The 24,306-nt window shown below is 75.9% G+C and carries 20 protein-coding genes and 1 riboswitch; of the genes, 9 read left to right on the forward strand and 11 right to left on the reverse strand.

The features are described from left to right. Positions 1 to 732, reverse strand: a complete 732-nt coding sequence (locus tag J1G43_RS00735; RefSeq protein ID WP_207377745.1) for a M50 family metallopeptidase — start codon at positions 730 to 732, stop codon at positions 1 to 3. Beyond that, positions 729 to 1,412 (reverse strand): DUF2993 domain-containing protein, encoded by a 684-nt coding sequence (locus J1G43_RS00740; protein ID WP_207377746.1) that lies wholly within the window; start codon positions 1,410 to 1,412, stop codon positions 729 to 731. Before J1G43_RS00740 ends, J1G43_RS00735 begins: the two co-directional genes overlap by 4 nt. A gap of 155 nt (positions 1,413 to 1,567) precedes the next feature. On the opposite strand from J1G43_RS00740, the gene J1G43_RS00745 reads away from it, so the two are divergent. Next, the gene (locus J1G43_RS00745; RefSeq protein WP_207340148.1) at positions 1,568 to 1,984 is read left to right on the forward strand and encodes a hypothetical protein; all 417 of its coding nucleotides are present in this window, start codon (positions 1,568 to 1,570) and stop codon (positions 1,982 to 1,984) included. Positions 1,985 to 2,002: 18 nt separating this feature from the next. Here J1G43_RS00745 and J1G43_RS00750 read toward each other — a convergent pair whose 3' ends face one another. The 5 genes from J1G43_RS00750 to J1G43_RS00770 all read right to left on the reverse strand — a co-directional run bounded on the left by J1G43_RS00750 (position 2,003) and on the right by J1G43_RS00770 (position 8,116). Further along, on the reverse strand, positions 2,003 to 5,224 hold the full coding sequence (locus J1G43_RS00750) for an AAA family ATPase (RefSeq protein WP_207377747.1): 3,222 nt from the start codon (positions 5,222 to 5,224) through the stop codon (positions 2,003 to 2,005). Then, complete coding sequence (locus tag J1G43_RS00755) at positions 5,224 to 6,393, reverse strand: exonuclease SbcCD subunit D (RefSeq protein WP_207377748.1); 1,170 nt, start codon at positions 6,391 to 6,393, stop codon at positions 5,224 to 5,226. The genes J1G43_RS00750 and J1G43_RS00755 overlap by 1 nt, the downstream gene beginning before the upstream one ends. 55 nt (positions 6,394 to 6,448) lie before the next feature. Further along, a complete protein-coding gene (locus J1G43_RS00760) occupies positions 6,449 to 6,802 on the reverse strand; it encodes an STAS domain-containing protein (RefSeq protein ID WP_207340145.1) in 354 nt (117 codons plus the stop codon). 200 nt (positions 6,803 to 7,002) lie between these two features. Next, positions 7,003 to 7,521 (reverse strand): aminoacyl-tRNA deacylase, encoded by a 519-nt coding sequence (locus J1G43_RS00765; protein WP_207377749.1) that lies wholly within the window; start codon positions 7,519 to 7,521, stop codon positions 7,003 to 7,005. Between the two features lie 43 nt (positions 7,522 to 7,564). Continuing rightward, a complete protein-coding gene (locus J1G43_RS00770) occupies positions 7,565 to 8,116 on the reverse strand; it encodes a hypothetical protein (protein ID WP_207377750.1) in 552 nt (183 codons plus the stop codon). A gap of 151 nt (positions 8,117 to 8,267) precedes the next feature. On the opposite strand from J1G43_RS00770, the gene J1G43_RS00775 reads away from it, so the two are divergent. The 8 genes from J1G43_RS00775 (at position 8,268) to J1G43_RS00810 (ending at position 21,639) form a co-directional block, all read left to right on the forward strand. Beyond that, positions 8,268 to 10,049 carry a lipase family protein gene (locus tag J1G43_RS00775; RefSeq protein ID WP_207377751.1) on the forward strand — a complete coding sequence of 594 codons (1,782 nt, stop codon included), beginning with the start codon at positions 8,268 to 8,270 and terminating at the stop codon, positions 10,047 to 10,049. A gap of 78 nt (positions 10,050 to 10,127) precedes the next feature. Further along, on the forward strand, positions 10,128 to 10,853 hold the full coding sequence (locus tag J1G43_RS00780) for a DUF1361 domain-containing protein (protein WP_207340141.1): 726 nt from the start codon (positions 10,128 to 10,130) through the stop codon (positions 10,851 to 10,853). A 156-nt stretch (positions 10,854 to 11,009) separates the two neighbouring features. Beyond that, the gene (hrpA, locus tag J1G43_RS00785; protein WP_207377752.1) at positions 11,010 to 15,593 is read left to right on the forward strand and encodes an ATP-dependent RNA helicase HrpA; all 4,584 of its coding nucleotides are present in this window, start codon (positions 11,010 to 11,012) and stop codon (positions 15,591 to 15,593) included. A 124-nt stretch (positions 15,594 to 15,717) separates the two neighbouring features. Next, a complete protein-coding gene (locus tag J1G43_RS00790) occupies positions 15,718 to 16,323 on the forward strand; it encodes a DNA-3-methyladenine glycosylase I (protein WP_207340139.1) in 606 nt (201 codons plus the stop codon). Between the two features lie 51 nt (positions 16,324 to 16,374). Further along, entirely contained in the window at positions 16,375 to 16,587 is a 213-nt protein-coding gene (locus tag J1G43_RS00795; RefSeq protein ID WP_207340138.1) for a hypothetical protein, read from the forward strand. Positions 16,588 to 16,709: 122 nt separating this feature from the next. Then, a riboswitch (SAM riboswitch) is annotated at positions 16,710 to 16,816 on the forward strand. A 64-nt stretch (positions 16,817 to 16,880) separates the two neighbouring features. Next, positions 16,881 to 17,996, forward strand: a complete 1,116-nt coding sequence (locus J1G43_RS00800; protein ID WP_207340137.1) for a methylenetetrahydrofolate reductase — start codon at positions 16,881 to 16,883, stop codon at positions 17,994 to 17,996. Then, positions 17,993 to 20,341 carry a 5-methyltetrahydropteroyltriglutamate--homocysteine S-methyltransferase gene (gene metE, locus J1G43_RS00805; RefSeq protein WP_207340136.1) on the forward strand — a complete coding sequence of 783 codons (2,349 nt, stop codon included), beginning with the start codon at positions 17,993 to 17,995 and terminating at the stop codon, positions 20,339 to 20,341. The genes J1G43_RS00800 and metE overlap by 4 nt, the downstream gene beginning before the upstream one ends. A 143-nt stretch (positions 20,342 to 20,484) precedes the next feature. Beyond that, positions 20,485 to 21,639 carry a MalY/PatB family protein gene (locus J1G43_RS00810; RefSeq protein WP_207377753.1) on the forward strand — a complete coding sequence of 385 codons (1,155 nt, stop codon included), beginning with the start codon at positions 20,485 to 20,487 and terminating at the stop codon, positions 21,637 to 21,639. 233 nt (positions 21,640 to 21,872) lie between these two features. On the opposite strand, the gene J1G43_RS00815 is transcribed toward J1G43_RS00810, so the two are convergent. The 4 genes from J1G43_RS00815 to gcvH all read right to left on the reverse strand — a co-directional run bounded on the left by J1G43_RS00815 (position 21,873) and on the right by gcvH (position 24,301). After that, the gene (locus tag J1G43_RS00815; protein ID WP_207340134.1) at positions 21,873 to 22,307 is read right to left on the reverse strand and encodes an Hsp20/alpha crystallin family protein; all 435 of its coding nucleotides are present in this window, start codon (positions 22,305 to 22,307) and stop codon (positions 21,873 to 21,875) included. A 222-nt stretch (positions 22,308 to 22,529) separates the two neighbouring features. Further along, on the reverse strand, positions 22,530 to 22,982 hold the full coding sequence (locus tag J1G43_RS00820) for a (deoxy)nucleoside triphosphate pyrophosphohydrolase (protein WP_207340133.1): 453 nt from the start codon (positions 22,980 to 22,982) through the stop codon (positions 22,530 to 22,532). 395 nt (positions 22,983 to 23,377) lie between these two features. Beyond that, positions 23,378 to 23,614, reverse strand: a complete 237-nt coding sequence (locus J1G43_RS00825) for a helix-turn-helix transcriptional regulator (protein WP_207340132.1) — start codon at positions 23,612 to 23,614, stop codon at positions 23,378 to 23,380. Positions 23,615 to 23,929: 315 nt separating this feature from the next. Continuing rightward, a complete protein-coding gene (gcvH, locus tag J1G43_RS00830; protein ID WP_207340131.1) occupies positions 23,930 to 24,301 on the reverse strand; it encodes a glycine cleavage system protein GcvH in 372 nt (123 codons plus the stop codon). Positions 24,302 to 24,306 lie beyond the last annotated feature (5 nt).

Genomic DNA, 24,306 nt, shown 5'->3' on the forward strand with positions numbered 1-24,306 from the left:
TCAGGGCGTCGGCCAGGCCGCGAGCAGCCACGCACCGCCGATGCCGAGGAGCGCGACGCAGAGCACCAGCAGCAACCCGACCCAGGCCGCCGCGGGCAGGTGCGTGAGACCCGCGAGCAGTCCCGCGTCGGACTGGTCACGACCGCCGCCGCGTCGCACGCGCCGCCGCTGCGACTGCATCTCCAGGACCGCGCGCGGTGCGCCGAGCAGGAGGAACCACGTGAGGCCCGCCGCGACCACGGCCTGCACCTGCGCCGGTGCCCACACGGTCACGACGACGAGGACGGCCCCGCTGACGAGCACCGCCCACAGCCCGTACCAGTTGCGGATCTGCAGCAGCACGAGCACCACCACCACCAGCAGCAGCCACAGCACCGCCAGCGCGTACCCCCGGGACAGCAGCCACGCGGCCGCCAGTCCCAGCACGGCGGGCCCCGGGTAGCCCGCGGCGACCGTGGCCACCATCCCGGGGCCGCGGGGGCGCCCGCGCGAGACGGTGAGGCCGGACGTGTCGGAGTGCACACGGATGCCCGACAGGCGCCGCCCGACCAGCACCGCGACCGCGGCGTGGGCCGCCTCGTGCACGATCGTCAGGCCGTGGCGCAGCAGGTGCCACACGCCCGGCACGGTGAGCGCGACGAGGACGACGAGCGCGACCACGGCGACGGTGAGCCGGTCGGGCGCCGGCTGGGGCGTCGTGACCTGGGTCCACAGGTCGGCCAGGCCGCTCACCGCGCGCCCTCCAGCACCACGTCGACGCCGGTGGCCCTCACCCGCACCCCGTCGGGCACGACCTCGGCGTCCTGCAGCACGATGCCCGGGGGCAGCCCGTCGAGCGGCACCTCGATCCCGACGAGTCGTTCCGCGAGGTTGCCGGGCAGCTGGTCGAGCCGCAGGGTGCCCGCCCCGAGCGTCAGGTCCTGCACGTCGACCAGCAGCCGGCCGTCCTCGACGCGCGGCACGAGCCCGGCGGTCAGCGTCAGGCCGAGGACCTCGCCGGACGCGCGCAGCGTGGACCCGTCGACCGTGACGGCGAGGTCCGCCTCGTCCCGCACCGCCTGCTCGATCGACGCGGTGGGGACGGTCGCGTCGATGCGCACGTCGCCCACGCGGTACGGCGTCTCGAGGGAGACGTCCGTCGCGTCGACCGTCACGTCGGTGACGCGCAGCCCGTCGAGCGTCACGGCACCGGCCGTCGCGGTCACGTCGTCGAGCGAGCGCCCCAGCAGCTGGGTGAGGAAGGGGAAGCCGCCGATCCGGATCTCCGGCGTCCCCTCGACCTGCAGCTCGCGCGTGATGACGTCCGCGACCCGGCCCTCGGCCTCGTCGCGCGCCAGGCCGTCGGCCAGGTAGGCGCCACCGACGACGAGTCCGATCGCGACGAACCCCGCGACCGCGGCCTTGGCTCCCATGCGCTCCCCGTCCGTCGACGCCGATCCCCGGCACACCGTAGGGGGCGCGGGAGCGTCGCGCGTGCAGAGCCGCGGGCGCACCCCGGGCGCCCGGCGCACATGTGGCACACGTCACATCCGCTGCCTAGGCTGGTGGCACGTACGACGGAGGCGCGATGACCTGGGCTCTCCTCATCCTCATCTCGGTGGCCCCGACGGTGCTGCTGTGCCTGGTGTGGTCACTGATCCCCTCGCCGGACGAGCCCCCACGCTGGCGCACCGCGCTGGCCGACCGGCTGGAGGCGCTGGCCGGACGGCTGCGCCGGCGACGCCCCGACCCGTACGACCCCTTCCTCACGCTGCGGGTGCAGGAGCGGCTGGGCGCCGTGGCCGACCACGTGCGCCGCCTCGAGGTGGACGAGCACACCTTCGCCCGGGCGGAGCGGATCATCGCCTCGCAGCTCGCGTACGACCAGCTGCTGGCCGAGGCGTGCCGGCTCGCGGGTGTGGAGGTGCGGCCCGCCGCGCTCGGGGACCCGCAGGAGCGGTTCCGCGAGGAGGTCGAGCTGGCCGCCCGCGGCTGGACGTGGTGACGCCGCGGTCGCCGCGGGTCAGCCGGCCAGGACGGTGAGGGTGCTGGGTCCGCCCGGGGTCGGGCGCACCTCGATCCGGTCGGCCACGGCCTGCTTGAGCGCCTCGACGTGCGACACGATGCCGACGACGCGGCCGCCCTGGCGCAGCCTACCGAGCTCGGCGAGCACCTGGTCGAGCACGTGCGGGTCGAGCGCCCCGAAGCCCTCGTCGACGAACAGGGTGCCGAGCTCGACGCCCCCGGCCTCGGCGGTGACGACGTCGGCCATGCCGAGCGCGAGGCACAGCGACACGTAGAACGTCTCGCCCCCCGACAGGGTGCGCGGGTCGCGCGCGCGTTCGGTGCGGTGGTCGACGACACGCATCGCGAGGCCCACCGCCCGCGCGCGCACGTCCTCCTTCTCGTCGGAGCGCACCAGCTCGTAGCGCCCGTCGGACATGACCGCGAGCCGCTCGTTGGCCGCGGCCACCACGTCCTCGAACCGCCGGCCCAGCACGTACGTGGCCAGCGACAGCGCGTGCGCGTTGTCGGAGCCGGTGCCGGACGCGAGGTTCGCCATCCGGGTGACCGGCGCGGCCGCGGCCACGGCGGCGTCGAGACCCTCCGCGGCGCGGCGGACGCGCTCGGCGGCGTCACCGGCCGCCTCGGCGCGGGACGCCGCCACGCGCGCCCGGCCGTCGGCGTCCGTGGCGACCTGACGGGCGGCGACCTCGGCGGCCCGGGCACCGGCCACGTCGACGGTCACGTCGTCCGGCAGCGCGGCGACCGCGGGCTCCACGAGCCCCGCGGTCACGCGCGCGAGGTCGGCGGTGTGCGTGACGACGCGCCGCTCGAGCTCCGCGAGCTCGGGCGGGCGGCACCACGCGTCGCGCGCGGCGGCGTCCGTGGCGAAGCCGTGCTCGGCCAGGGCGGCGTCCAGCTCCCGACGGCGGCGGCCCGCGTCGGCGGCGGCCGAGCGCTCGGCGTCCAGCGCGTCCAGCAGGTCGACGGCCTGCCGTGCGCGTGCCTCGAGCGCAGTGTGCCGGGCGGCGACGGTCGGGTGGTCCGCCCGCGCCTCGACGACCTCGGCCTCGGCGCGGCCCAGCGCGTCGCGCTCCGTCTCGAGCGTCACCTCGGCGGCACGCACCTGCGCCAGCACCTCGTCCCGCAGGGCCTCGCGTCGTCGGGTGGCCGTGTCGTGGGCCGTCAGCTGCGCGTCGAGCTCGGTCACCCGCGCGGCCGCGGCGGCCACCGCTGCCACCTCGGCGTCGGCGCTGCGCAGTGCCGCCCCGGCGGACCCGGTGTCGTGCTCACCGGTGCGCGCGGCGAGGCCGTCGACCCGCTCCGTGAGCCCTGCGCGCCGTGCGCCGGCCGCCGCGAGCCGGGACTCGGCGTCCGCCCGCGCCTGCTCGGCAACCTGCACCTGCTCGGCCGTGACGTGGTCGGCGCCGACGGTCGCCGGCGCGGGGTGCTCGCAGGCGCCGCACACCGGGCACGGGTCCCCGTCCGCCAGGTCCGCTGCCAGCTCACCCGCGAGTCCGGCGACCCGTGCGGCCCGCAGGGTGGCCTCGGCGCCGAGCGCGGCGCGGGCGTCCTGGGCCGCGGCGGCGACGGCGGCCTCGGCCGTCGCCAGGTCCGCCCGCGCGGTGACGAGGGCCTGCACGTCGGCGACGAGCGCGCGGGCGGCGGTGCGCGCCGCCTCGGCCGCGTCCGCCCGCCCGGCCTGCGCGCGTGCCGCGTCGCGCTCCTGCTCGAGCACGGCCCGCGCCGCCGGACGGTCCGCGAGCCACGTCGTGGCCGCGTCGACCTCGGCCCGCAGGTCGTCGAGCACGGCCGCGAGGTCACGGACCGCGCGGCGCCGCTCGGTGAGCCCCGCCTCGACGTCGACGGTACGGCGCAGCGACGCGGCCGCGGCCGCCGCCGCGTCGTGCTCCGCCCGCAGGTGGGGCCGCCAGGCGCCGAGCGCGTCCTCGCCGAGCGCACCCGGCAGTCCGAGCGCCGCCGGCAGCCCGAGCGCCGCCGGGTCGCCGTCCGCCGGGTCACCCGGCTGCGGGGCGGGGGTCGGCAGGTCGAGGCTCGGCAGGTCGAGGGTCGGCAGGTCGCGAGCCGGCACGTCGAGGGTCGGCAGGTCCGCGGGCAGCAGGTCGGCGGGTGCGACGTCCGCCGCCGCCACCAGCGCCTTGGTGGCCGACGCGTGCGTGGTGCGGGCCTCCTCCCAGCCCGTCAGCAGCGGACGCACCGCCGCGGCGGACCGTGCCCGGCCCAGGCGCTCCACGTCGTCGGCGTGCCGGGCGGCGGCGGCGTCGAGCAGGGTGTGCTCCGCGCGCAGCGCGTCGCGCCGGGCCACCAGCGCGGCCGTCGCGCGGGCCTGCTCGTGCACCGCCTGCGCCGCCTCGCACGCGCCGCGCGCGGTGTCCGCCTCGCGGGTCAGCGCGTCGGCGACGGCGTCCAGCCCGGCCGTGAGCGTGGCGAGCACCTGGCCGACCGCGGGTGCGGCGGGCGTGGCGAGCACCGCCTCCTCGAGCGCGGCGCGGGCCGCGTCCTGCTCCTGGGGTCCCCCGGCGCACGCGCCGAGCAGGTGCGCGACCGACTCCCCGAGGCGCCCGCGCGCGGCCTCCACGGTGCGCGCGGCCTCGGCCCGCAGGGCAGCGAGCCGCTGCTGCATCTGCTCGTACACCTGCGTGCCGAAGATCTTCTGCAGCAGCACCCGGCGCTCCTCGCCGGTCGCGCGCAGGAACCGCGCGAACTCCCCCTGCGGCAGCACCACGGTCTGGACGAACTGCGTGCGGTCCAGCCCCACCACGCGCTGCAGCTCGGCCCCGACCTCGTCCAGGCGCGTGCCGAGCAGCACGCCGACGCCGTCGAGGGCGTCGGGGCCGCCGGACACGTCGGCGTCGGGCGGCAGCCGCCACGCCTTGACGCTCGCCTGTGCGGTCGTGGTGCCCAGACCGCGGCGCTTGGCGCGCTGGTGGGCGGGCGTGCGGCGCACGCGGTAGATGCCGGCGGGCACCTCGAAGACCAGGTCGACGACGCTCTCGACGTCGTCGGCCGCGTACGCGGAGCGCAGCCGCTCGTCCGAGGCGTCGGCGCCGGCGACCTTGCCGTACAGCGCGAAGACGATCGCGTCGATGAGCGTCGACTTGCCCGCGCCCGTGGGGCCCTCGAGCAGGAAGAGCCCGGACGCGCCGAGGGCGTCGAGGTCCACGGTGTGCCGGTCGGCGAACGGGCCGATGGCCTGGACGGTCAGCGAGCGCAGCCGCATCAGGCGCTCCGCTCCGCGGCGGCGACGTGCTCGTGCGCGGCACGCAGCACCGCACGCTCCGCGGCCGTGGGCCGGGCACCGGTGACGTGCGCGACGAAGTCCGCGGCGACCTCGACCGGGTCGGCGGCGGCCGTGACCAGCACGGGCCGCGCACGCTCCTCGTCGGGCCGCGCGGGCCGGTGCTGCACGACCAGCGCGTGCGGGAACCGCTCGCGGACACGGCGGAACAGGTCGGCGGGGCGCGCGTCGTCGGTCACCGTCACCCGCACCCAGTCCCCGACGTACGGCTCACCGGCGGCGCCGAGCAGGTCGTCGAGCGGGCCGGTCACGTCGCTCAGGCGGCGGGGCACCGGCGCGGGCACGAGGGTCGTCACGGGCGCCGCCCCGGACAGGTCCACCAGCACGGAGGACTTGGTGTGGTGCTGCTCGGAGAACGAGTACGCGAGGGGCGAGCCGGAGTACCGGAGGACGGTGCCGTCCGGCCCGGTGACGACCTGGGGGCCGTGCAGGTGGCCCAGCGCGACGTAGTCGGCGTCGGCGAACACCGCGGCGGGCACGTGGTCGACGCCGCCGACGCGGATGTCCCGCTCCGACTCGCTGGCCCGGCCGCCCACGACGAACGCGTGCGCGGCCACCACGACGCGCGGCCGCGTGGACCCGCGCCGGGTCGCCGCGTCGGCCCGCACGCGCGCCATCGCGGCGGACGTCACGGCCTCGTGCGAGCGCGCGAGCAGCGTGCGCGTGCCCGTCGCGTCGACCGGTGCGAGCTCCGCCCGGCACACGTCCGGGTCGAGGTACGGCAGCCCGTAGACGAGCACGTCACCCACCTCGACCGGCTCGGCCAGCGACGCGACGCGCGTGCGCAGCCGCACGCGCTCGCGCATGAGCTGGGACCCGAAGCCGAGCCGGGTCGCGGAGTCGTGGTTGCCCGACGTCACCACGACGGTGGTGTGCTCGGCGAGCCGCGCGAGGGTGTCGGACAGCAGGGTCACGGCCTCCACGGGCGGGATGGCCCGGTCGTACACGTCGCCGGCGACGACGACCGCGTCGACCCGCTCCGCGCGCACCAGGTCGACCAGGTGGTCCAGGTACGCGGCCTGGTGGTCGAGCAGGTCGACCCCGTGCAGGGAGCGCCCCAGGTGCCAGTCCGACGTGTGCAGCAACCGCATGCCCGGAACGTAACCGAGCGGTCCGACATCGCCGCGGTCGACCCGCGGCCGCGCGTCACACGTCGTCCGGGACCGCCTCTCCCAGACCGACCATGTCGAGCAGGTCGCGCAGCACGCGGTGCGGGTCGTGCAGCCTCAGGTCGACCCCCGCCTCGGACGCGGCGAGGTGCAGCTGCAGCACGAACGCCACGCCCGACGAGTCGATGAACGTCGCCTCGCTGGCGTCGACCAGGAGCGGCAGCCCGCTCATCAGCGCGATGCCCATCGACGCGGAGGCCGACTCGCGCAGGGACGCGTCGATCTCACCGACCAGGCACACGACGGCCCGACCCCCGCGGTGCTCGACACGGATCTCGTGGTCCGTCGGGTCGGGGGTGCTCTCGAGTGCCGCGCTGGTGAGCTCGGTCATGGGCGTTCGTGCTCCTCGTGCCTCGGGCCGGTACGTCGTCGTACCGGGGTGCGACGGGCGGGAAGACGGTACCCACCACCGCCCACATCGGCGCGGCGGGACGACGCCTCGCTGCCTGCCAACACGACCGGACCCGTCGGTGTTCCCGGACGGCACCCCGACCGCCGGTCGGCTGTGACCGGAACGTGACCTGCGCGGCGTCAGCCGTCGTCGCTGACGTCCGCGACGGTGGCACCCAGCGCACGCACCAGGTCGTCGGTCGCCAGCTCGATCCCGACGCCGTGGCCACCACCGCCGATCGACACGCGCCGCCCCGTCGCGCGCCGGTCCACGACCACCGGCCAGGTGCGGGTGGTCCCGAACGGGGTGATGGTGCCGCGCTCGAAGCCCGTGACGTCCTTGGCCACGGCGGCGTCCGGCATGGACAGCCGCGAGACGCCGAGCAGGGCGCGCAGCCGCGGCCACGAGATCTGACGGTCGCCGGGCAGCAGCACCAGCAGGAAGTCGTCCTCGCCGCGGCGCACGACGATGGTCTTGACCAGGTCGGCCGGCTCGATGCCGCGGGCGGCGGCGGCCTCCGCGAGAGACCCGACGCGCCCGTGCCGCGTCCGGACGTAGGGGATGGCGGCGGCGTCCAGCGCCTGCACCGTGCGCCGCTCACCGTCGGTCCGCAGCTCGGCGTCGGGGGCGGCGGTGGGGCCGGGGGTCGCGTCGCTCACGTGCCCACGGTAGCGACGCGGGCGCGACCGGTCCGGGGCGCCGTCAGGCCAGGGCGGCGACGAGCGCCGCGACCAGCGCCAGCGGCAGCACCGCCGCCACCGCGACGAGCCACCCGCGACCCCTGGGCGGCGGCGGGAGGGCGTGCTCGTCGGCCGGCCGCGGGCCGGCCTGCGCGGCGAAGAGACCGAGCCAGTCCTGCTCCGGCGTCCAGCGCTGCTCGGGGGCCGGCGCGGGGTCGGGGATCCACTCCTCCTGCGGCAGCCACCGCGCGGGCAGCGGACGGGCGCGCGCCGGCGCGTCGGGCTCTGGACCGTCGGAGACCCACGGGTCGCGCTCACCGCGCTGCCCCTGACCACGACGGCGGCGGGTCGCGGGGTCGGCGGTGGGCCACCCCGCGGGGGCCACCGCGTCCACGGTGGGGAGCGGCGGTCCCGCGCGCCGCACGAGCGCACGTCCCACGTCGTTGGCCCACACGGACCCGTGCGCGTCGCGAGGCTGCCGCGGGCCCGGGGCCGGGGGCGGCCACGGCTGTGCGAGCACGGCGCTCCCGTCGACGTCGGCGGCGATCCGGACGAATCGCCCAGGGACCAGCATGCCGCCCTCCACGACCGGACGAGGACCGGATCACCCGAAAAGGTGAGCACTCTCTCATCCGCACGCGGGCCGCTCCCTCCCGGGACCACCCCGCGCGACGCGATCACGACCTGATGCACGACGAGCGTCCGCGGGTCGCTACGTTCACGCCATGGTCCAGCCCGCGCGACGTGCGCACCCGGGCGCGCGGTGGGCGCTGCTCGTCGTCTCGTCGCTGGCGGTGCCCGTGGGCGCCGTCCTGGCGCTGCGGCCGTTCGTGTCCCTCGCGGTGCTCGTCGTCGCCGTCGTCGCGGGGCTCACCGCGCTGGGGGTCGTCCACCTGGTGGCGGACCGCCCGACCGCGGCCTCGGACGCGGGCGCGGCGGCACGCTGGTGGTGGCTCGCGGGCGTCGCGTACCTGCTGGCCGCGGGCGTCGTGGTCGTCTGGCCCGGGCCGACGATCGCCGTGCTGGCCCGCGTGGTGGGCGTCGCGCTCGTCGTCGACGGCGCGCTGGACGCCCTGGCCGCCCGGCGGGGCTGCGGCACCGGCCGGGCGAACGCCGCGCTGTCGGGCGTGACGTCGGTCGTGCTCGGCGTCCTGGCACTCGCGTGGCCCGACGTGACCGTGCTGGTCGTGGCCGTGCTCGTGGGGATCCGCGTGCTGGTGACCGGCATCCGCGGCGTCGCGGCCGCGCTGCGCGGCACGTGGCGGCGCCGCCCGTCGCGGCAGGACCGCCGCGCCCGGCCGGGACGCGGGCGGCTCGTCGTGAACGTCGCCGCGCTCGTCGCGACGCTCGCCCTCGCCGCGGTCGGCGTCGCCCTGGACGGTGGCACCGCCCGCCCCGACGACTTCTACGCCGCACCCGCCGACGTCCCGGACGCCCCCGGGCGCCTCGTGCGCAGCGAGCCGTTCACCAGCGCCGAGATCCCTCACGGCGCCACCGCGTGGCGCATCCTCTACACGACGACGCGCGGCGACGGCACGCCGACGGTCGCCTCGGGCCTGGTCGTCGCACCGGACACGGCGACCGGTGACGCCCGCGAGCCTGCGGACGTCGTCGCGTGGGCGCACGGCACGACGGGCGTCACGCCCGGCTGCGCACCGTCCGTGCTGCCCGACGGCCTCGCCGCCGGCGCGCTGTTCGTCCAGGACGACGTGCTCGCGCAGGGCTGGGCGCTCGTCGCGACCGACTACGCGGGCCTCGGCACGGCGGGGCCGCACGCCTACCTCGTCGGGGAGCCCGCGGCGCACGACGTGCTCGACGCCGTCCGCGCGGCGCACCAGCTCGACGACGTCGCGCTCAGCGACCGCCACGTGGTCTGGGGGCACTCGCAGGGCGGCGGCGCGGCGCTGTGGACCGGGATCGTCGCGCCCGACTACGCACCGGACGTCGACCTGCTGGGCGTCGCGGCGCTGGCGCCCGCGTCGAACCCGACCGCGCTGCTCGCGCACCTGCCCGACGTGTCCGTGGGCGCCCTGTTCGCGTCGTACCTGGCCGAGGGCTACGCCGCCACGTACCCGGACGTGCGGTTCGCCGACGTCGTGCGGCCGGGCGCCCGGACCGTCGTGCGGGAGATGGCGCACCGGTGCCTCGCCGACCGCGGCGTCGTCGTGTCCGCGCTGACGGCGCTGCTGCTCGACCAGCCCGTGTGGGCGCACGCCGACCCGTTCACCGGGGCGTTCGGCGACCGGCTGACGCAGAACGTGCCGTCCGGGCCGATCGCCGCACCGCTGCTCGTCACGCAGGGCACGGCCGACTCGATCGTCGTCGCGTCCTCGCAGGACGAGTACGTGGCCGCCCGCTGCGCCGCCGGGTACGCCGTCGAGCACCGCGCCTACGACGGGCTCGACCACGTCGCGCTGGTCGAGGCGGACTCCCCGCTGGTCCCGGACCTCCTCGCGTGGACGCGCGACCGGCTCGCGGGGGTGCCGGCCACCGACACCTGCCCCTGACGGTCCCTGCGCGCCCGTCCCTGGAGCGCGGGTGCCCGTGCCGCCATGATGGGCGCTTCCGGACGAGAGGGAGCACGCGTGCTGACCAGCCTCATCATCGGCGTCCTGCTCATGAACGTGTTCGCCGCCGCGCTGGTCGTCGCACGGGCGCCCGTCTACCGGACCCGGCTGTACCGGCCGATGCTGCTCAACCTCGTGCTGTCCGTCGCGCCGCTGGTGGTCCTCGGGCTCGCCGTCGTCGTGGTGCTGCCGCTGGTCGTCGTGGGCGTGCCGCGGCCGGCGGTGTGGGCCGTCGCCGTGGTGCTCGGCCTGGTGTGGCTGCTGCTGCTGCCGAACTCCGGCTACCTCATCACCGAGCTCAACCTCAACCACCGCCGCGAGGGCGAGCGCGTGCCCGAGTGGTACGACGTGCTGCTCGTCCTCGTGCTGGCGATGTCCGGCGTGCTGACGACCGTGCTCAACGTGTTCCTCATGGTGCTGGTGCTGCTCGTGGTCGGCGGGGACGACACCGCGACACCCCTGGCCGGCACGTCGGCGCGCGTCATCGAGGGCGTGCTCCTGGTGCTCGTCGCGTTCGGCATCTACCTGGGCCGGCACGTGCGCCTGAACTCCTGGGACGTCAAGCACCCCCCGCACCTCGTCCGCAAGGTGCTCGGCCACCTGCGCGGACCCGGCGCCGTCGGCAACGCGATCGGCTTCACGCTGCTCGGGGCCCTGTTCTTCGCGCTCATGTACCTGGTGATGATCGGGCCCGTGGTGCAGGGGCTCGTCGACGTGGAGTCCGTGCGGCAGGCGACGACCTGATGGCAGGCCGTGTGCGACATCTCCCGCACGATGCCGTACGCGGTGCAGTCGTGGAGCCAGGACTCTCGGCACAGGGGACCCCGCACGCCCGGCGTGTGCGCCCGTCGGCGGTATCAGGATGAGCCGTCGCGCAGAGTCCTGCGAGGATGGACGGTCGTGAGCACGTCCGATCCCACCCCCGCCGCCCCCGAGGGCACGTCCCCCGGGGGCGCTGCCGCGCAGGGTGGCGCGGACGCGACCGGCACGGACGCCCGCAGCACGCCCACGGGTCGTCGTCGCGGCGGCCGCGGCAGGGGTCAGGGTCCGGGACGTGGCGACGAGGGGCGACGTCGCGACGAACGTGCCGCCGGTGACGGATCTCGCGGCCGCGCCGACGACGACCGCGGCCGCCCTCGTCGCGACGAGCGTCGCAAGCCCGCCCGCGCCGACCGCACCCGCCGCGACGACGCCCGCCTCGCGCGCACCGCCGAGGCCCGCGCCGCGGTCGCCCTCCCCGCGATCGTCTACCCCGAGCAGCTCCCCGTCTCGGCCCGCCGCCGGGAGATCTCCGACGCCCTGCGCGACCACCAGGTGGTCGTGGTCGCGGGTGAGACCGGCTCGGGCAAGACGACGCAGATCCCGAAGATCGCGCTCGAGCTCGGCCGCGGCCGCGCCGGCCAGATCGGCCACACGCAGCCCCGGCGGATCGCGGCCCGCACCGTCGCGGAGCGCATCGCGGACGAGCTGAACGTCCCGCTGGGCGGCGTCGTCGGCTACCAGGTGCGGTTCACCGACGAGTCGTCCGACTCGACGCTCGTCAAGGTGATGACCGACGGCATCCTGCTCGCGCAGATCCAGCGCGACCCGATGCTGCGGATGTACGACACGCTCATCATCGACGAGGCGCACGAGCGCAGCCTCAACATCGACTTCATCCTCGGGTACCTCACGCGGCTGCTGCCGCAGCGCCCGGACCTCAAGCTCGTCATCACGTCGGCGACGATCGACTCCGACCGGTTCGCGCGGCACTTCGCCGGCCCGCCCACCGCGGAGCACCCCGACGGCGTCCCGGCCCCGGTCGTCGAGGTCAGCGGCCGCACCTACCCGGTCGAGATCCGGTACCAGCCGCTGTCCCCCGACGACGGCCCGGACCGCGACATGGTCACGGGCATCACCGAGGCCGTCGACGAGCTGATGGCCGAGGGCCCCGGCGACATCCTCGTGTTCCTGTCCGGTGAGCGCGAGATCCGCGACGCGGAGGACGCGCTGCGCGGCTCGCTCGGCCCGCGTGTCGACCCGAAGCACCCGAACGGCGTCGACATCGTGCCGCTGTACGCGCGGCTGTCGGCCGCCGAGCAGCGCCGCGTCTTCGAGCCGCACACGCGCCGCCGCGTGATCCTGGCGACCAACGTCGCCGAGACGTCGCTGACGGTGCCGGGCGTCCGGTACGTCGTCGACCCCGGGACCGCGCGCATCTCGCGGTACTCCAAGGCGACGAAGGTGCAGCGGCTGCCGATCGAGCCGGTCTCGCAGGCGTCGGCCAACCAGCGGTCGGGGCGCTCGGGGCGTGTGGCGCCCGGCATCGCGATCCGCCTGTACTCGCAGGAGGACTTCGAGTCCCGCCCGGAGTACACCGAGCCGGAGATCCTGCGCACGTCGCTGGCGTCCGTGATCCTGCAGATGATCGCGGTGGGCGTCGTGACGTCCCCGGACGAGGTCGTCGACTTCCCGTTCGTCGACCCGCCGGACGTGCGGTCGGTCCGCGACGGCGTCGCCCTGCTGACCGAGCTGCACGCGCTGGAGGAGGTCCACGGCCGCACGCGCCTGACCGAGACGGGCCGCCAGCTCGCCCAGCTGCCCATCGACCCGCGCCTGGCGCGCATGGTCGTCGAGGCCGGCCGCCGCGGCGTCGCGCGCGAGGTGCTCGTCATCGCCGCGGCCCTGTCGATCCAGGACCCGCGCGAGCGCCCCGCCGAGTCCCGTGAGACGGCCGACGCGCTGCACCGGCGGTTCGCCGACCCGTCGTCGGACCTGCTCACCTACCTCAACCTGTGGACGTACCTGCGCGACCGGCAGCGCGAGCTGTCCGGCTCCGCGTTCCGGCGCATGTGCAAGGCCGAGCACCTGCACTACCTGCGCGTGCGCGAGTGGCAGGACGTCGTCACGCAGCTGCGCGAGATGGCCAAGGGCCTGGGCGTGCACGCCAAGGGCGCCCCCACCCCGACGTCCGACGACGCCCCCGCGGCCGACGGGCACGGGCGCGACGGGCGCCGCGACGGCGGCCGGCACACCCCGACGGGCGCACCGACGCAGGACGCCGGCACCGTCGAGCGTCCCGATGCCGTGCAGACCCGCTGGACGTGGGACGGTGACGCGATCCACCGCGCGATGCTGCCCGGCCTGCTCAGCCAGATCGGCATGCAGCTCGTCACCGACGTGGCCGCCGGCAACGCGCCGAAGGGCCGCGACGGCAAGCCGCGCCGCCCCGACGCGCGCGCCCGCAACGAGTACCTGGGCGCGCGCGGAGCGCGTTTCGCGATCTTCCCCGGGTCCGGCCTGTCGCGCCGCCCCCCGTCGTGGGTGATGGCCGCCGAGCTCGTCGAGACGTCCCGGCTGTGGGCGCGCGACGTCGCGAAGGTCGACCCGGACTGGGTCGAGGAGGCGGCCGCGCACCTGGTGAAGCGCACGTACTCGGAGCCGGCGTGGTCGACGCGGCAGGGCGCGGCCATGGTCAACGAGAAGGTGCTGCTGTACGGCGTGCCCGTCGTCGCGCAGCGCCGCGTGCTGCTGGCGAGGACCGACCCCGAGCAGGCCCGCGAGCTGTTCATCCGGCACGCGCTCGTGCAGGGCGAGTGGACGACGCACCACGCGTTCTTCCACGAGAACCGCCGCCTGCTGGACGAGGCGGAGGCGCTCGAGGCGCGCGCCCGCCGCCGGGACCTCGTCGTCGACGACGACGCGCTGTACGACTTCTACGACGCGCGCATCCCGCCGGAGGTCGTCTCCGCGCGGCACTTCGACACCTGGTGGAAATCCGCGAGGCGCGCCGACCCCGACCTGCTGTCGTTCACGCGCGACCTGCTGGTCGGTGAGGACGCCGCGGAGATCGACGAGCACGCGTTCCCGTCGCGCTGGCCGCAGGGTGAGCTGTCGTTCCCGCTGACGTACCAGTTCGAGCCCGGCACCGAGGCCGACGGGGTCACCGTCCACATCCCGATCTCGCAGCTGCCGCGCGTGCGGCCCGAGGGGTTCGACTGGATGGTCCCCGGCATGCGCGCCGAGCTGCTGACGGCGACGATCCGCGCGCTGCCCAAGCCGGTGCGCGTGCAGCTCGTGCCCGCGCCGGACGTCGCGCGGGCTGTCGACGCGTGGCTCGACGAGCACTCCGCGTCGTGGGTCGACACCGTGCGCGCCGGCGACGCCGCCCCGTCGTTCCGCGAGATGTTCGCCCGGGCCGTGCGTGCGCTGCGTGACGTCGAGGTGCCCCCCGACGCCGTCGACGAGGACCGCCTGCCCGCCCACCTGCGCATGACGTTCCGCGTGGTCGGTGACCGCGGCGGTGTCATCGACGAGGGCAAGGACCTGCTCGCCCTGCAGCGCCGCAACGCCGACCGGGCGCAGGACGCCGTCGCGTCCGCCGTCCGCACGGCCGTGCGCGCCGCCATGGAGGAGGCCGCCGCCCAGGCGGGCGTGCCCGCGACCACCACCCCGGCTGCGGGGGACGCCGAGCGGTCCGGTCGCCCGGCCCGCGGTGCCGACGCGGGGAAGCAGCCGGGCCCGGGCGGCACCCCGCGCGCGACCGGACGTCCCGGACCGACCCCCGGCCCCGGTGGCGCCCCGACCCCCGACCTGGAGCGCACCGGCCTGACGACCTGGCCCGACCTGCCCGCCCCGCTGCCGGACGTGGTCGAGGCGACCACCGCCGCCGGCGGCGTCGTGCGTGCCTACCCGACGATCGTCGAGGAGGGCACGGGCCCGCGGGCGGGCGTCGCGCTGCGCGTCCTGGCCGACGGCGCCGTCGCGCAGGCGGCCGCGCGCCGCGGTCTGCGCCGGCTGCTGCTGCTCGACGTCGGCCTGGCGACCGCACGGGTGACCAGCCGCTGGAGCGGGACGCAGGCGCTCGCCCTGGCCGCGTCGCCGTACCCGAGCACCGACGCGCTGGTCGCCGACGTGCAGCTCGCGTCGATCGACCGGCTCGTGGCCCGCCACCTGGGCGGGCGGACGGCACGGGACGTACGCGACGCCGAGGCGTACGCGACGTTGCGCGCGACCGTCCGCGACGGCCTGGAGGACGACGTGCACCGCGTGGTCGGCGACCTCGTCACCGTGCTCACCGCGTCGCGGGAGCTCGACGCCGAGGTCCGCGGCGCGAACAGCCTCGCGCTGCTCGCCACCGCGCAGGACGTGCGGGAGCAGTCGGCCCGCCTGGTCCACGACGGGTTCGTCTCCGAGGTCGGCGCCGAGCGCCTGCCGCAGCTGGTCCGCTACCTGCGCGCCGCGCGGCACCGCCTGGCCAAGGCCGCGGAGAACCCCACCCGCGACGCCGACCTGGCCTGGCAGGTGCACGACGTCGAGGAGCTGTACACGGGCGCCCGCGAGCGCGCACGGACCGCCTCCCCCGACCCGGCCCGCGACGCGACGCTCGACGACGTCCGCTGGCTGCTGGAGGAGCTGCGCGTCAGCCTGTTCGCCCAGCAGCTCGGCACGCCGGTGCCCGTGAGCCCCACGCGCATCCGCAAGACCCTCGCCGGCCTGACCTGACGGCTCCCGTGCGCCGGCGGCCCCGGCGCTCGTCCGGCCGCCCACAGCCCTGCGGCGCGCGCGGGTCCCCACCGCGCCGCCGCGCGGGGCGCGGGCCGTCGGGAGGCCGGTCCAGACTCGGGGCATGACGTCAGCACCCACGCCGCCGTTCCGCTGCTTCGGTGGCAGCGACCCCCTCTACACCGCCTACCACGACGACGAGTGGGGCGTGCCCGTGCACGACGAGCACGCGCTGTACGAGCGCCTCGCCCTCGAGGCGTTCCAGTCCGGGCTCGCCTGGATCACGATCCTGCGCAAGCGGCCCGCCTTCCGGGAGGCGTTCGCCGGGTTCGACCCCGAGGCGGTGGCCCGGTTCGGCGAGGACGACGTCGAGCGGCTGCTCGCCGACGTCGGGATCGTGCGCAACCGCGCCAAGATCGAGGCGACCGTCGCCAACGCGCGCGCCGTGCTCGCGCTGCACGCGTCCGGGCGCACCCTCGACGAGCTGCTGTGGTCGTACGCGCCCGGGCCGCGGCCGCGGCCCCGCACGTTCGCGGACGTGCCGTCCAGCACGCCGGACTCCGCCGCGCTGGCCAAGGAGCTCAAGAGCCACGGGTTTCGGTTCGTCGGCCCGACCACCGCGTACGCGGCGATGCAGGCGTGCGGGGTGGTGGACGACCACCTCGAGGGCTGCGTCGTGGTGCGGCGGGGGGCGGCCGCCGCGACGGGCGCCGATACTCCCCCAGGGTGACAGCGCGCCCACGGGCTCGGCACGGGCCCACCTCGCGGCTAGTGTGCCCGCATGGCGGAGGATCGGGAGCTCGACGGGCGGTACGCGGCCGTACGGGCCGCGCACGACGCGTGGCTGAGCGAGGACGACGCGGACGCCGTGGTGCTCGAGGCCGTCCAGCACGGTCTGCTGGCGGTCCCCGTCCTGGTCCCCACCTCGTCCCCGGGGCTGCCGCACCAGCGCACGAGCCGGGAGGGCTCGGTCCTGCAGCGTCGGCGCCGCTGACCTGCAGGGGGCCGGCGAGCGCCGCCGTCGACGACCGCCCGCGACGCCTGCGGGCCGGACGAGGGCGTCTCACATTCCGAGTAGCGCTGTCCGCCATCCGGGCACAGGCGTACGATCCTCGGCGACCATCCAGAGCGGCTGAGAGACCTGGCTCGACGACGCCGCAGCAACCCCCCTCCTCGCGAGGGTGTGGGTGCTTCCGCCAGGAACGATGGAGTGACGATGAGCGTGCGCGACCGTGCCACCGACCCCTCGTGCGGGGCGTCCCACCCGACAGCTGCGCGTCCGGCGCGATGAGCGTCGTGGCCGAGATCCCGACCACCGCCCCGCCGACGAGCTCCGCGGCGGCGTCCGGGCCGGCGTCGGCGGCGCCGGAGCCCTCCCGCGCCGCACGGCGTCGGACCGACCCGGCGGGCGCCCTGGACCGCCCCACGGTCTCCTTCGAGCTGTTCCCCCCGCGCAACCCGGACGCCGCCCCCCGGCTCTGGGCGACCGTGCGCGAGCTCGAGTCCGTCGAGCCCGACTTCGTGTCGGTCACCTACGGGGCGTCGGGCCACACGCGGCAGACCACGCGAGCGTTCGTCCGCCGGCTGCTGCGCGAGACGTCGCTCAACCCGATCGCCCACCTGACCTGCGTCGGGACCTCGCGCGACGAGGTGACCACGATCGTCGAGGAGTTCCTCGACGAGGGCGTGCGCTCCTTCCTCGCGCTGCGCGGCGACCCGCCCGCGGGCGAGCCGGACTGGCGGCCGCACCCGCAGGGCGTGCACACCGCCGCCGAGCTCGTCGAGCTGCTGCGCGAGATCGAGCGCCGCCGGTGCGGCCGCAGCGCCGCACAGGCCGTGCGCGCCCGCGTCCGCCCGCTGTCCGTGGCGGTCGCGGCGTTCCCCCGCGGCAACCACGCCACCGGCGGCACCCGCGCCCAGGACGTCCAGGCGCTGCTGGCCAAGCAGGAGGCGGGCGCGGACTTCGCGATCTCGCAGGTCTTCTTCGACGCCGAGGCCTACCTGGGCCTGGTCGCCGAGGCCCGCACCGCGGGCGTCACGATCCCGATCGTGCCGGGCATCATCCCGACCACCGACCCCGCGCGGCTGCACCGCGTCCAGGAGCTCACGGGCGTCCCCGTGCCCGACCGTCTCCTCGACCTGCTCGGCTCCACCGACGACCCCGTCGAGCGGCACCGCCGCGGCACGCGGGCCGGCGTCGACCTGGTCAACCGGGTCCTCGACGGCGGTGCGCCCGGCGTCCACGTCTACACCTTCAACAAGCACGAGGCGGCGCTCGACCTGCTCGACGGCGCCGACCTCGTCGGCGGCCGCCGCAGCACCGTCGCCGCCCACGACCTCACCGCGCCCGACGGCACCCCCGCCGACGCGACCACGACGACACCGCGAGGAACCCTGTCATGACCGACACCACGCCCGCGCCGGCGACCCCGGCCTTCCCCGCAGGCTCCGTCCTCGGCTACCCGCGCATCGGCCCGCGCCGCGAGCTCAAGAAGGCCCTCGAGGCGTTCTGGGCCGGCCGGACCTCGGCCGACGAGGTCGAGGCCGTCGCGGCCGACCTGCGCCGCCGCACCCGCACCCGCCTGGCGGAGCTCGGGCTGGCCACCGACGCCCCGGCCATCCCCAGCGCGTTCTCGTTCTACGACCAGGTGCTGGACGCGACCGCGCTGGTCGGCGCCGTGCCCGCCCGGTTCGCCGACCTGCAGGACGCCGACGGCCGCCTCGACCTGGCCGGCTACTCGACCGTGGCCCGCGGCCGCGGCGACGACCTCCCGCTCGAGATGACGAAGTGGTTCGACACGAACTACCACTACCTCGTCCCGGAGATCGGCCCGGACACCGCGTTCCGCTACGCGTCGGACCGACCCGTCGCGGAGTTCGCCGAGGCGCTGGCCGACGGCGTGCTGACCCGGCCCGTGGTCGTCGGTCCCGTCACCTTCCTCGCGCTGGCGAAGCCGACGGAGGACGCCCCGGCCGGCTTCTCGCCGATCGACCGCCTCGACGACCTGCTCCCCGTGTACGCCCGGCTGCTCGCCGAGCTCGCCGCCGCCGGTGCCACCTGGGTGCAGATCGACGAGCCCGCGCTCGTCTCCGACTCCGTCGGCGTCTCCGCCGAGGTCCTCGCCGACGCCACGACGCGCGCCTACCGCGCACTGGCGACCGAGCTCGCCCGCCCGCAGCGCCCGGCCATCCTGCTCGCCGCCCCGTACGGCGACCTCGGTGCCGCGCTGCCCGTCGTCGCGGCCACCGACGTCGAGGGCCTCGCGCTCGACCTCGTCCGCGGCGACGCGCCGACCGTCACCGTCCCCGGCCTCGCCGGCAAGACGCTCGTCGGCGGGGTGATCGACGGCCACAACATCTGGCGCGCCGACCTCGACGCCAAGCTCGCGGTCCTCGAGCAGCTCGGGACGCTCGGCGCCGCCGCGGTCACCGTCGGCACGTCGACGTCGCTGTTCCACGTCCCGCACACGCTCGAGGACGAGCCGGCGCTCGACCGCACGCTGGTCTCCTGGCTCGCCTTCGCGGACGAGAAGGTCCGCGAGGTCGCGACGCTCGCCGAGGGCCTGACCGCGGGCCGCGAGGCCATCCACGAGCAGCTGCTCGCCGCGTCCGACGCGGTACGCTCCCGCGCGACGGCCCCGGGCGTCGTGCGTCCGGAGGTGCGCGAGCGTGCCGCCGCCCTGACCGACGAGCAGTTCCGCCGCGGCCCGTTCGACCAGCGCAAGGCCGCCCAGGCCGCCCGCCTCGACCTGCCGGCGCTGCCGACGACGACCATCGGCTCGTTCCCGCAGACCCCCGAGATCCGCAAGGCGCGCGCCGCCTTCGGCAAGGGCGAGCTGACGGCGGGGCAGTACGAGGACGAGATGAAGGCGGAGATCCGCCGCGTCGTCGAGCTGCAGGAGCGCATCGGCCTGGACGTGCTGGTGCACGGTGAGCCCGAGCGCAACGACATGGTCCAGTACTTCGCCGAGAACCTCGACGGGTTCGCCGTCACGCAGAACGGCTGGGTCCAGTCGTACGGGTCGCGGTGCACGCGTCCGTCGATCCTGTGGGGCGACGTGTCGCGGCCCGCACCCATCACGGTGGCGTGGGCGCAGTACGCGCAGTCCCTCACGGCCAAGCCGATGAAGGGCATGCTCACCGGCCCGGTGACGATCCTGGCGTGGTCGTTCGTCCGCGACGACCAGCCGCTCGGTGACACCGCGAACCAGGTCGCCCTGGCGCTGCGCGACGAGATCGCCGACCTCGAGGCCGCCGGCATCGCGGTCGTGCAGGTCGACGAGCCCGCGCTGCGCGAGCTGCTCCCCCTGCGCGAGAAGGACCACGCCGCGTACCTCGACTGGTCGGTCCGCTCGTTCCGTCTCTCGACGGCGGGCGTGCGCCCGGACACCCAGATCCACACGCACCTGTGCTACTCGGAGTTCGGCGAGATCATGGACGCGATCGACGGCCTCGACGCCGACGTGACCAGCATCGAGGCCGCGCGCTCGAAGATGGAGATCCTCGGCGACATCGCCGCGGCCGGGTACCCGCGCGCCGTGGGCCCGGGTGTCTACGACATCCACTCGCCGCGCGTCCCCTCGGAGGCGGAGGTCACCGAGCTGCTCACCGAGGCGGTCCGCACCATCGCCGTCGACCAGCTCTGGGTCAACCCGGACTGCGGCCTCAAGACCCGCCGCTACGAGGAGGTCACCCCCTCCCTCGAGCACCTGGTCGCCGCCACCCGCACGGTGCGCGCCACGCTCTGACGCCCACGGCACGACCCGAGGCCCCGGCCGCCACCCGGCGACCGGGGCCTCGCCGTCGCTCCGGGGCCCGCGCGAGGGCGCTCCAGCCCTCCCCCGCCCGGCGCGGCGGGCGGGCCACCCCGCGGCAGCCCTACCCTGCGGGCATGGGTTCACCGTTCGACGTCACCGTCGCCGACCTGCGGCGGCGCACCTCGCTGAAGTGGCACACCTACCCCGACGACGTCCTGCCCGCGTTCGTCGCCGAGATGGACGTCCTCCCGCTCGACGCGGTCGTGGACGCCACCACCGCCGCGGTGGCGGCAGGTGACACCGGCTACGAACCGGGCCCGAACAGCCCTCGGGGCGTGGCGTACGCCGAGGCGTTCGCCGAGTTCGCCGCGCGGCAGCACGGCTGGGACGTCCCCGTGGAGCGCACCCGCATGGTGCCGGACGTGATGATCGGTGCGGCGGAGGTGCTCGCCGTGGTCACGGCGCCCGGCGACGGCGTCGTCGTGAACCCGCCCGTGTACCCGCCGTTCCGCGCGTTCGTCGAGCACGCCGGCCGGCGCGTGGTCGACGCACCGCTCACGCCCGCCGGTCGTCTCGACCTCGACGCCCTCGACCGGGCGTTCCGCGACGCGCGCGCGTACCTGCTGTGCCACCCGCACAACCCGACCGGCACGCTCCACTCCGCCGACGAGCTGCGGGGCGTCGGCGAGCTCGCGTCCCGCCACGGCGTGCGCGTGGTGGCCGACGAGATCCACGCCCCGCTGGTCGTGGGCGACGAGCCGTTCGTGCCGACGACCACCGTGATCCCGGACGCGATCGCGCTGCATTCGGCGTCCAAGGCGTTCAACCTGGCGGGCCTCAAGGCGGCGCTGGCGATCCCCGGCCCCGCGGCGGACGACCTGCGCCGCCTGCCGGAGATCGTCGGCCACGGTGTCAGCCACGTCGCGTCGATCGCTCACCAGGCGGCCTACCGCCGGGGCGACGCCTGGCTCGCGGACGTGCTCGCCGCCGTGCGGAGCAACGGGGACCTCGTCGCCGCGACGCTCGCCGACCGGCTGCCGCAGGCGCGGTGGCACCGCCCGGCCGCGACGTACTTCGCCTGGCTGGACCTGCGGGAGGTGCCGGCCGTCGCGTCGACCGGGGCCGATCCGGCACGCCTCCTGCTGGAGCGCGGGCGCCTGGCCGTGAACGCGGGGCCGACGTTCGGACCCGGCGGCGAGGGTCACGTCCGCCTGAACCTCGCGACGTCCACCGGGATCCTGACGGAGGCCCTCGACCGCCTCACGACGACACTCGCCGCTCCGCGCTGACGTCACCCCGCGCGACGCGCTGACCCCATCCCGCGCGCCGCGCTGACCCCATCGCGCGCGCCGCGCTCACCCATCCCGCGCGCCGCGCTGACCCATCCCGCGCGCCGCGCGACGTCGCCCCCGCAGCAGCGGACGGCCGGCCTCCCAGGGGTGCTCAACCACCCTCCGACAGGAAAGGGCTGGATCGCTCCCGGAGCGATCCAGCCCTGGTACCCGGGCGCTCGGAGCGCCGGTCAGTCGGCGGAGCCGGCCTCGATGGGCGTCGTGCCGGTGCCGTGCTGGACCTCGATGCGGCGCGGCTTGGCCTCCTCGGCCACGGGAACCGTGAGGGTCAGCACGCCGTCGGCGTAGGTGGCGTTGATGCGGTCGAGCGCCAGGCCGCGGCCCACGGTGAGCTGCCGCGCGTACTGGCCGACGGGGCGCTCCTTGGCGAGCCACTGGACGTCGTGCTCGGGGCGGGCGCTGCGCTGGGCACGGATGGTCAGGGTGCGGTCGTCCACGCTCACGTCGACGGTGCCGGGGTCGACGCCCGGCAGGTCGACGTTCAGGACGTAGTGGTCGCCGTCGCGGTACAGGTCCATCGGCATCGTGGCCGACGCGCGGTCGGACGCCAGCACCTGTGCGAGCACGCGGTCCATCTCCTGGAACGGGTCGAAACGAGTAGCCACGGCCCATCACCTCCTCGACGTGGGGACCGGACCTCCCGGTGCCCCGGTGCTCCCGGCGGGCTCGGCCGCCGGCTGGCTACACCTCAAGAATTAGCACTCGGGGGTCGAGAGTGCCAACCGTTCAGGAGGCCGATTTCGCTCACGGCGAACAGGCCGAGCGGCGGCCGGCTCGGCCGTCGCACGACGGCGAGTCCGCGTTCAGCGGGCAGGGCGTCCGCGGGCTCAGGCGGAGCGGTCCACGGAGCGCGCATCCTTGGCGAACCCGGCGACGAACTCGAGCAGCCCTTCGACGATCGGGACGTCCGCGTCCAGCCACGGCACGTCGAGCCACTGCCCGGTGGGCAGCCAGCGCAGCTGGTCGTGCTCGACGACCGGCTCGGGCTCGCCCTCCACGACCTCGGCGAACCACAGGCGCATGACGTACTGGTCGGACAGCCGCCACACCCCGCCGTCGGGGCCGAGCAGCTCGACGCCGAGGCCCACGCGCACGCCGAGCTCCTCACGGAGCTCGCGGTGCAGGGCCTCCTCGGGCGTCTCACCCGGCTCCACCTTGCCGCCGGGGAACTCCCACCGGCCGGCGAGGCTGGCGGGGGTGGCACGACGCGCGGCGAGCAGCAGACGCGGGTCGTCGAGGTCGTCGACGACGGCTGCCGCCACGACCAGCACAGGAGTCATGGCACGAGTCTGCCAGCCGCGCATCACAGCAGGGTCACGAGGGACGGACGGCAGTCCGCCCGCACCGGTGTGCGGTGGACGATCCGCGGCCGGACGTCGCGGAGGCGTCATGGCGACGTGGGCCCGCGAGTCACAGCGTCGTCATGGGTGCGCACCCTCGCAGGTCACAACCCTGTGAGGAGGACGTGCACCCGCTGTGCGTCGTCCTGTCGGGACGACGGGCCCCCGTCCGGCGCGGTCGTCACGGCGGCGTGACGCCGCCCGCCGCGGCCGCGTCACGACGGTGTGGCGTGGCGGGTGCGGGTCGTCACGTACGGCCGGGGAGGTCCGCCCGGGCGGGACGAGCGGTGGGCGGAGCGCTGCCGAGGCAGACCCTCCGGCCCTGGGCGTGCGGGTCAGCGGATGCCGTGGGCCTCGGCCCACGCGACGGCCTCGGCACGCGTCGACGCGCCGATCTTGCGGTAGACGCTGCGCACCTGGGACTTGACGGTGTTACGGGTGACGAACAGCCGCGTCGCGATCTCCTCGAGCGTGACGTCCTCGGCGAGCTCCGCCAGCACGACCCGCTCGCGGCGGGTCAGCGTGTGGGCCGCCGTCGTGTGCAAGGTCACGCTCGTGTCCAGCATGGTCATGATGTCCTCCGGTGGGCGGCGGGCCCGGACTCTCCGGACCCGCGTCGGCTGCGTACCGGATGAGAGCGACATGCGTCGTGGGTATGACGCGGAATCGGCCGTTCTCCTCGAATCACCGTGAGATCCCCCCCGCGGTGCCGATAGCTGCACCTGACATGACGACTCTCGGAACCCCCTGATACGTCACGAGTGAAGGCCGTCGTTCAGCACTGTGCGTCACATCACCCGTTCGGGCAAGCACCCGGACGCATGGCGGGACGCCGATGATGTCCCCCGGACGGCGCAGTCCTGGGTAGCACCACCTACCCCATTCCGTCAGGGGTTCATCGCGCGGTACTGGTCCGCGGTCAGCAGCGCACCCGCGGACGTCATGTCGACGCGCAGCAGCCAACCGGCGCCGTAGGGGTCGGCGTTGACCAGCGAGGGGTCGTCGACGACCGCCTGGTTGACCTCGGCCACCGTGCCCGACACCGGGGAGAACAGCTCGGAGACGGACTTGGTCGACTCGATCTCCCCGATCACCGACCCCGCCTCGACCGTGTCGCCGACCGCGGGCAGCTCGACGAAGACGATGTCCCCCAGCGCCTCGGCCGCGACGGAGGTGATGCCGACGGTCACGGGCGACGAGTCGTCGACCCACTCGTGCTCGGCGGTGTACTGCAGCGTGGTGGGCAGCTCGGCGGCCATGGGGG

This window comes from Cellulomonas sp. zg-ZUI22 (assembly GCF_017353535.1).
Lineage (GTDB): Bacteria > Actinomycetota > Actinomycetes > Actinomycetales > Cellulomonadaceae > Cellulomonas > Cellulomonas wangleii.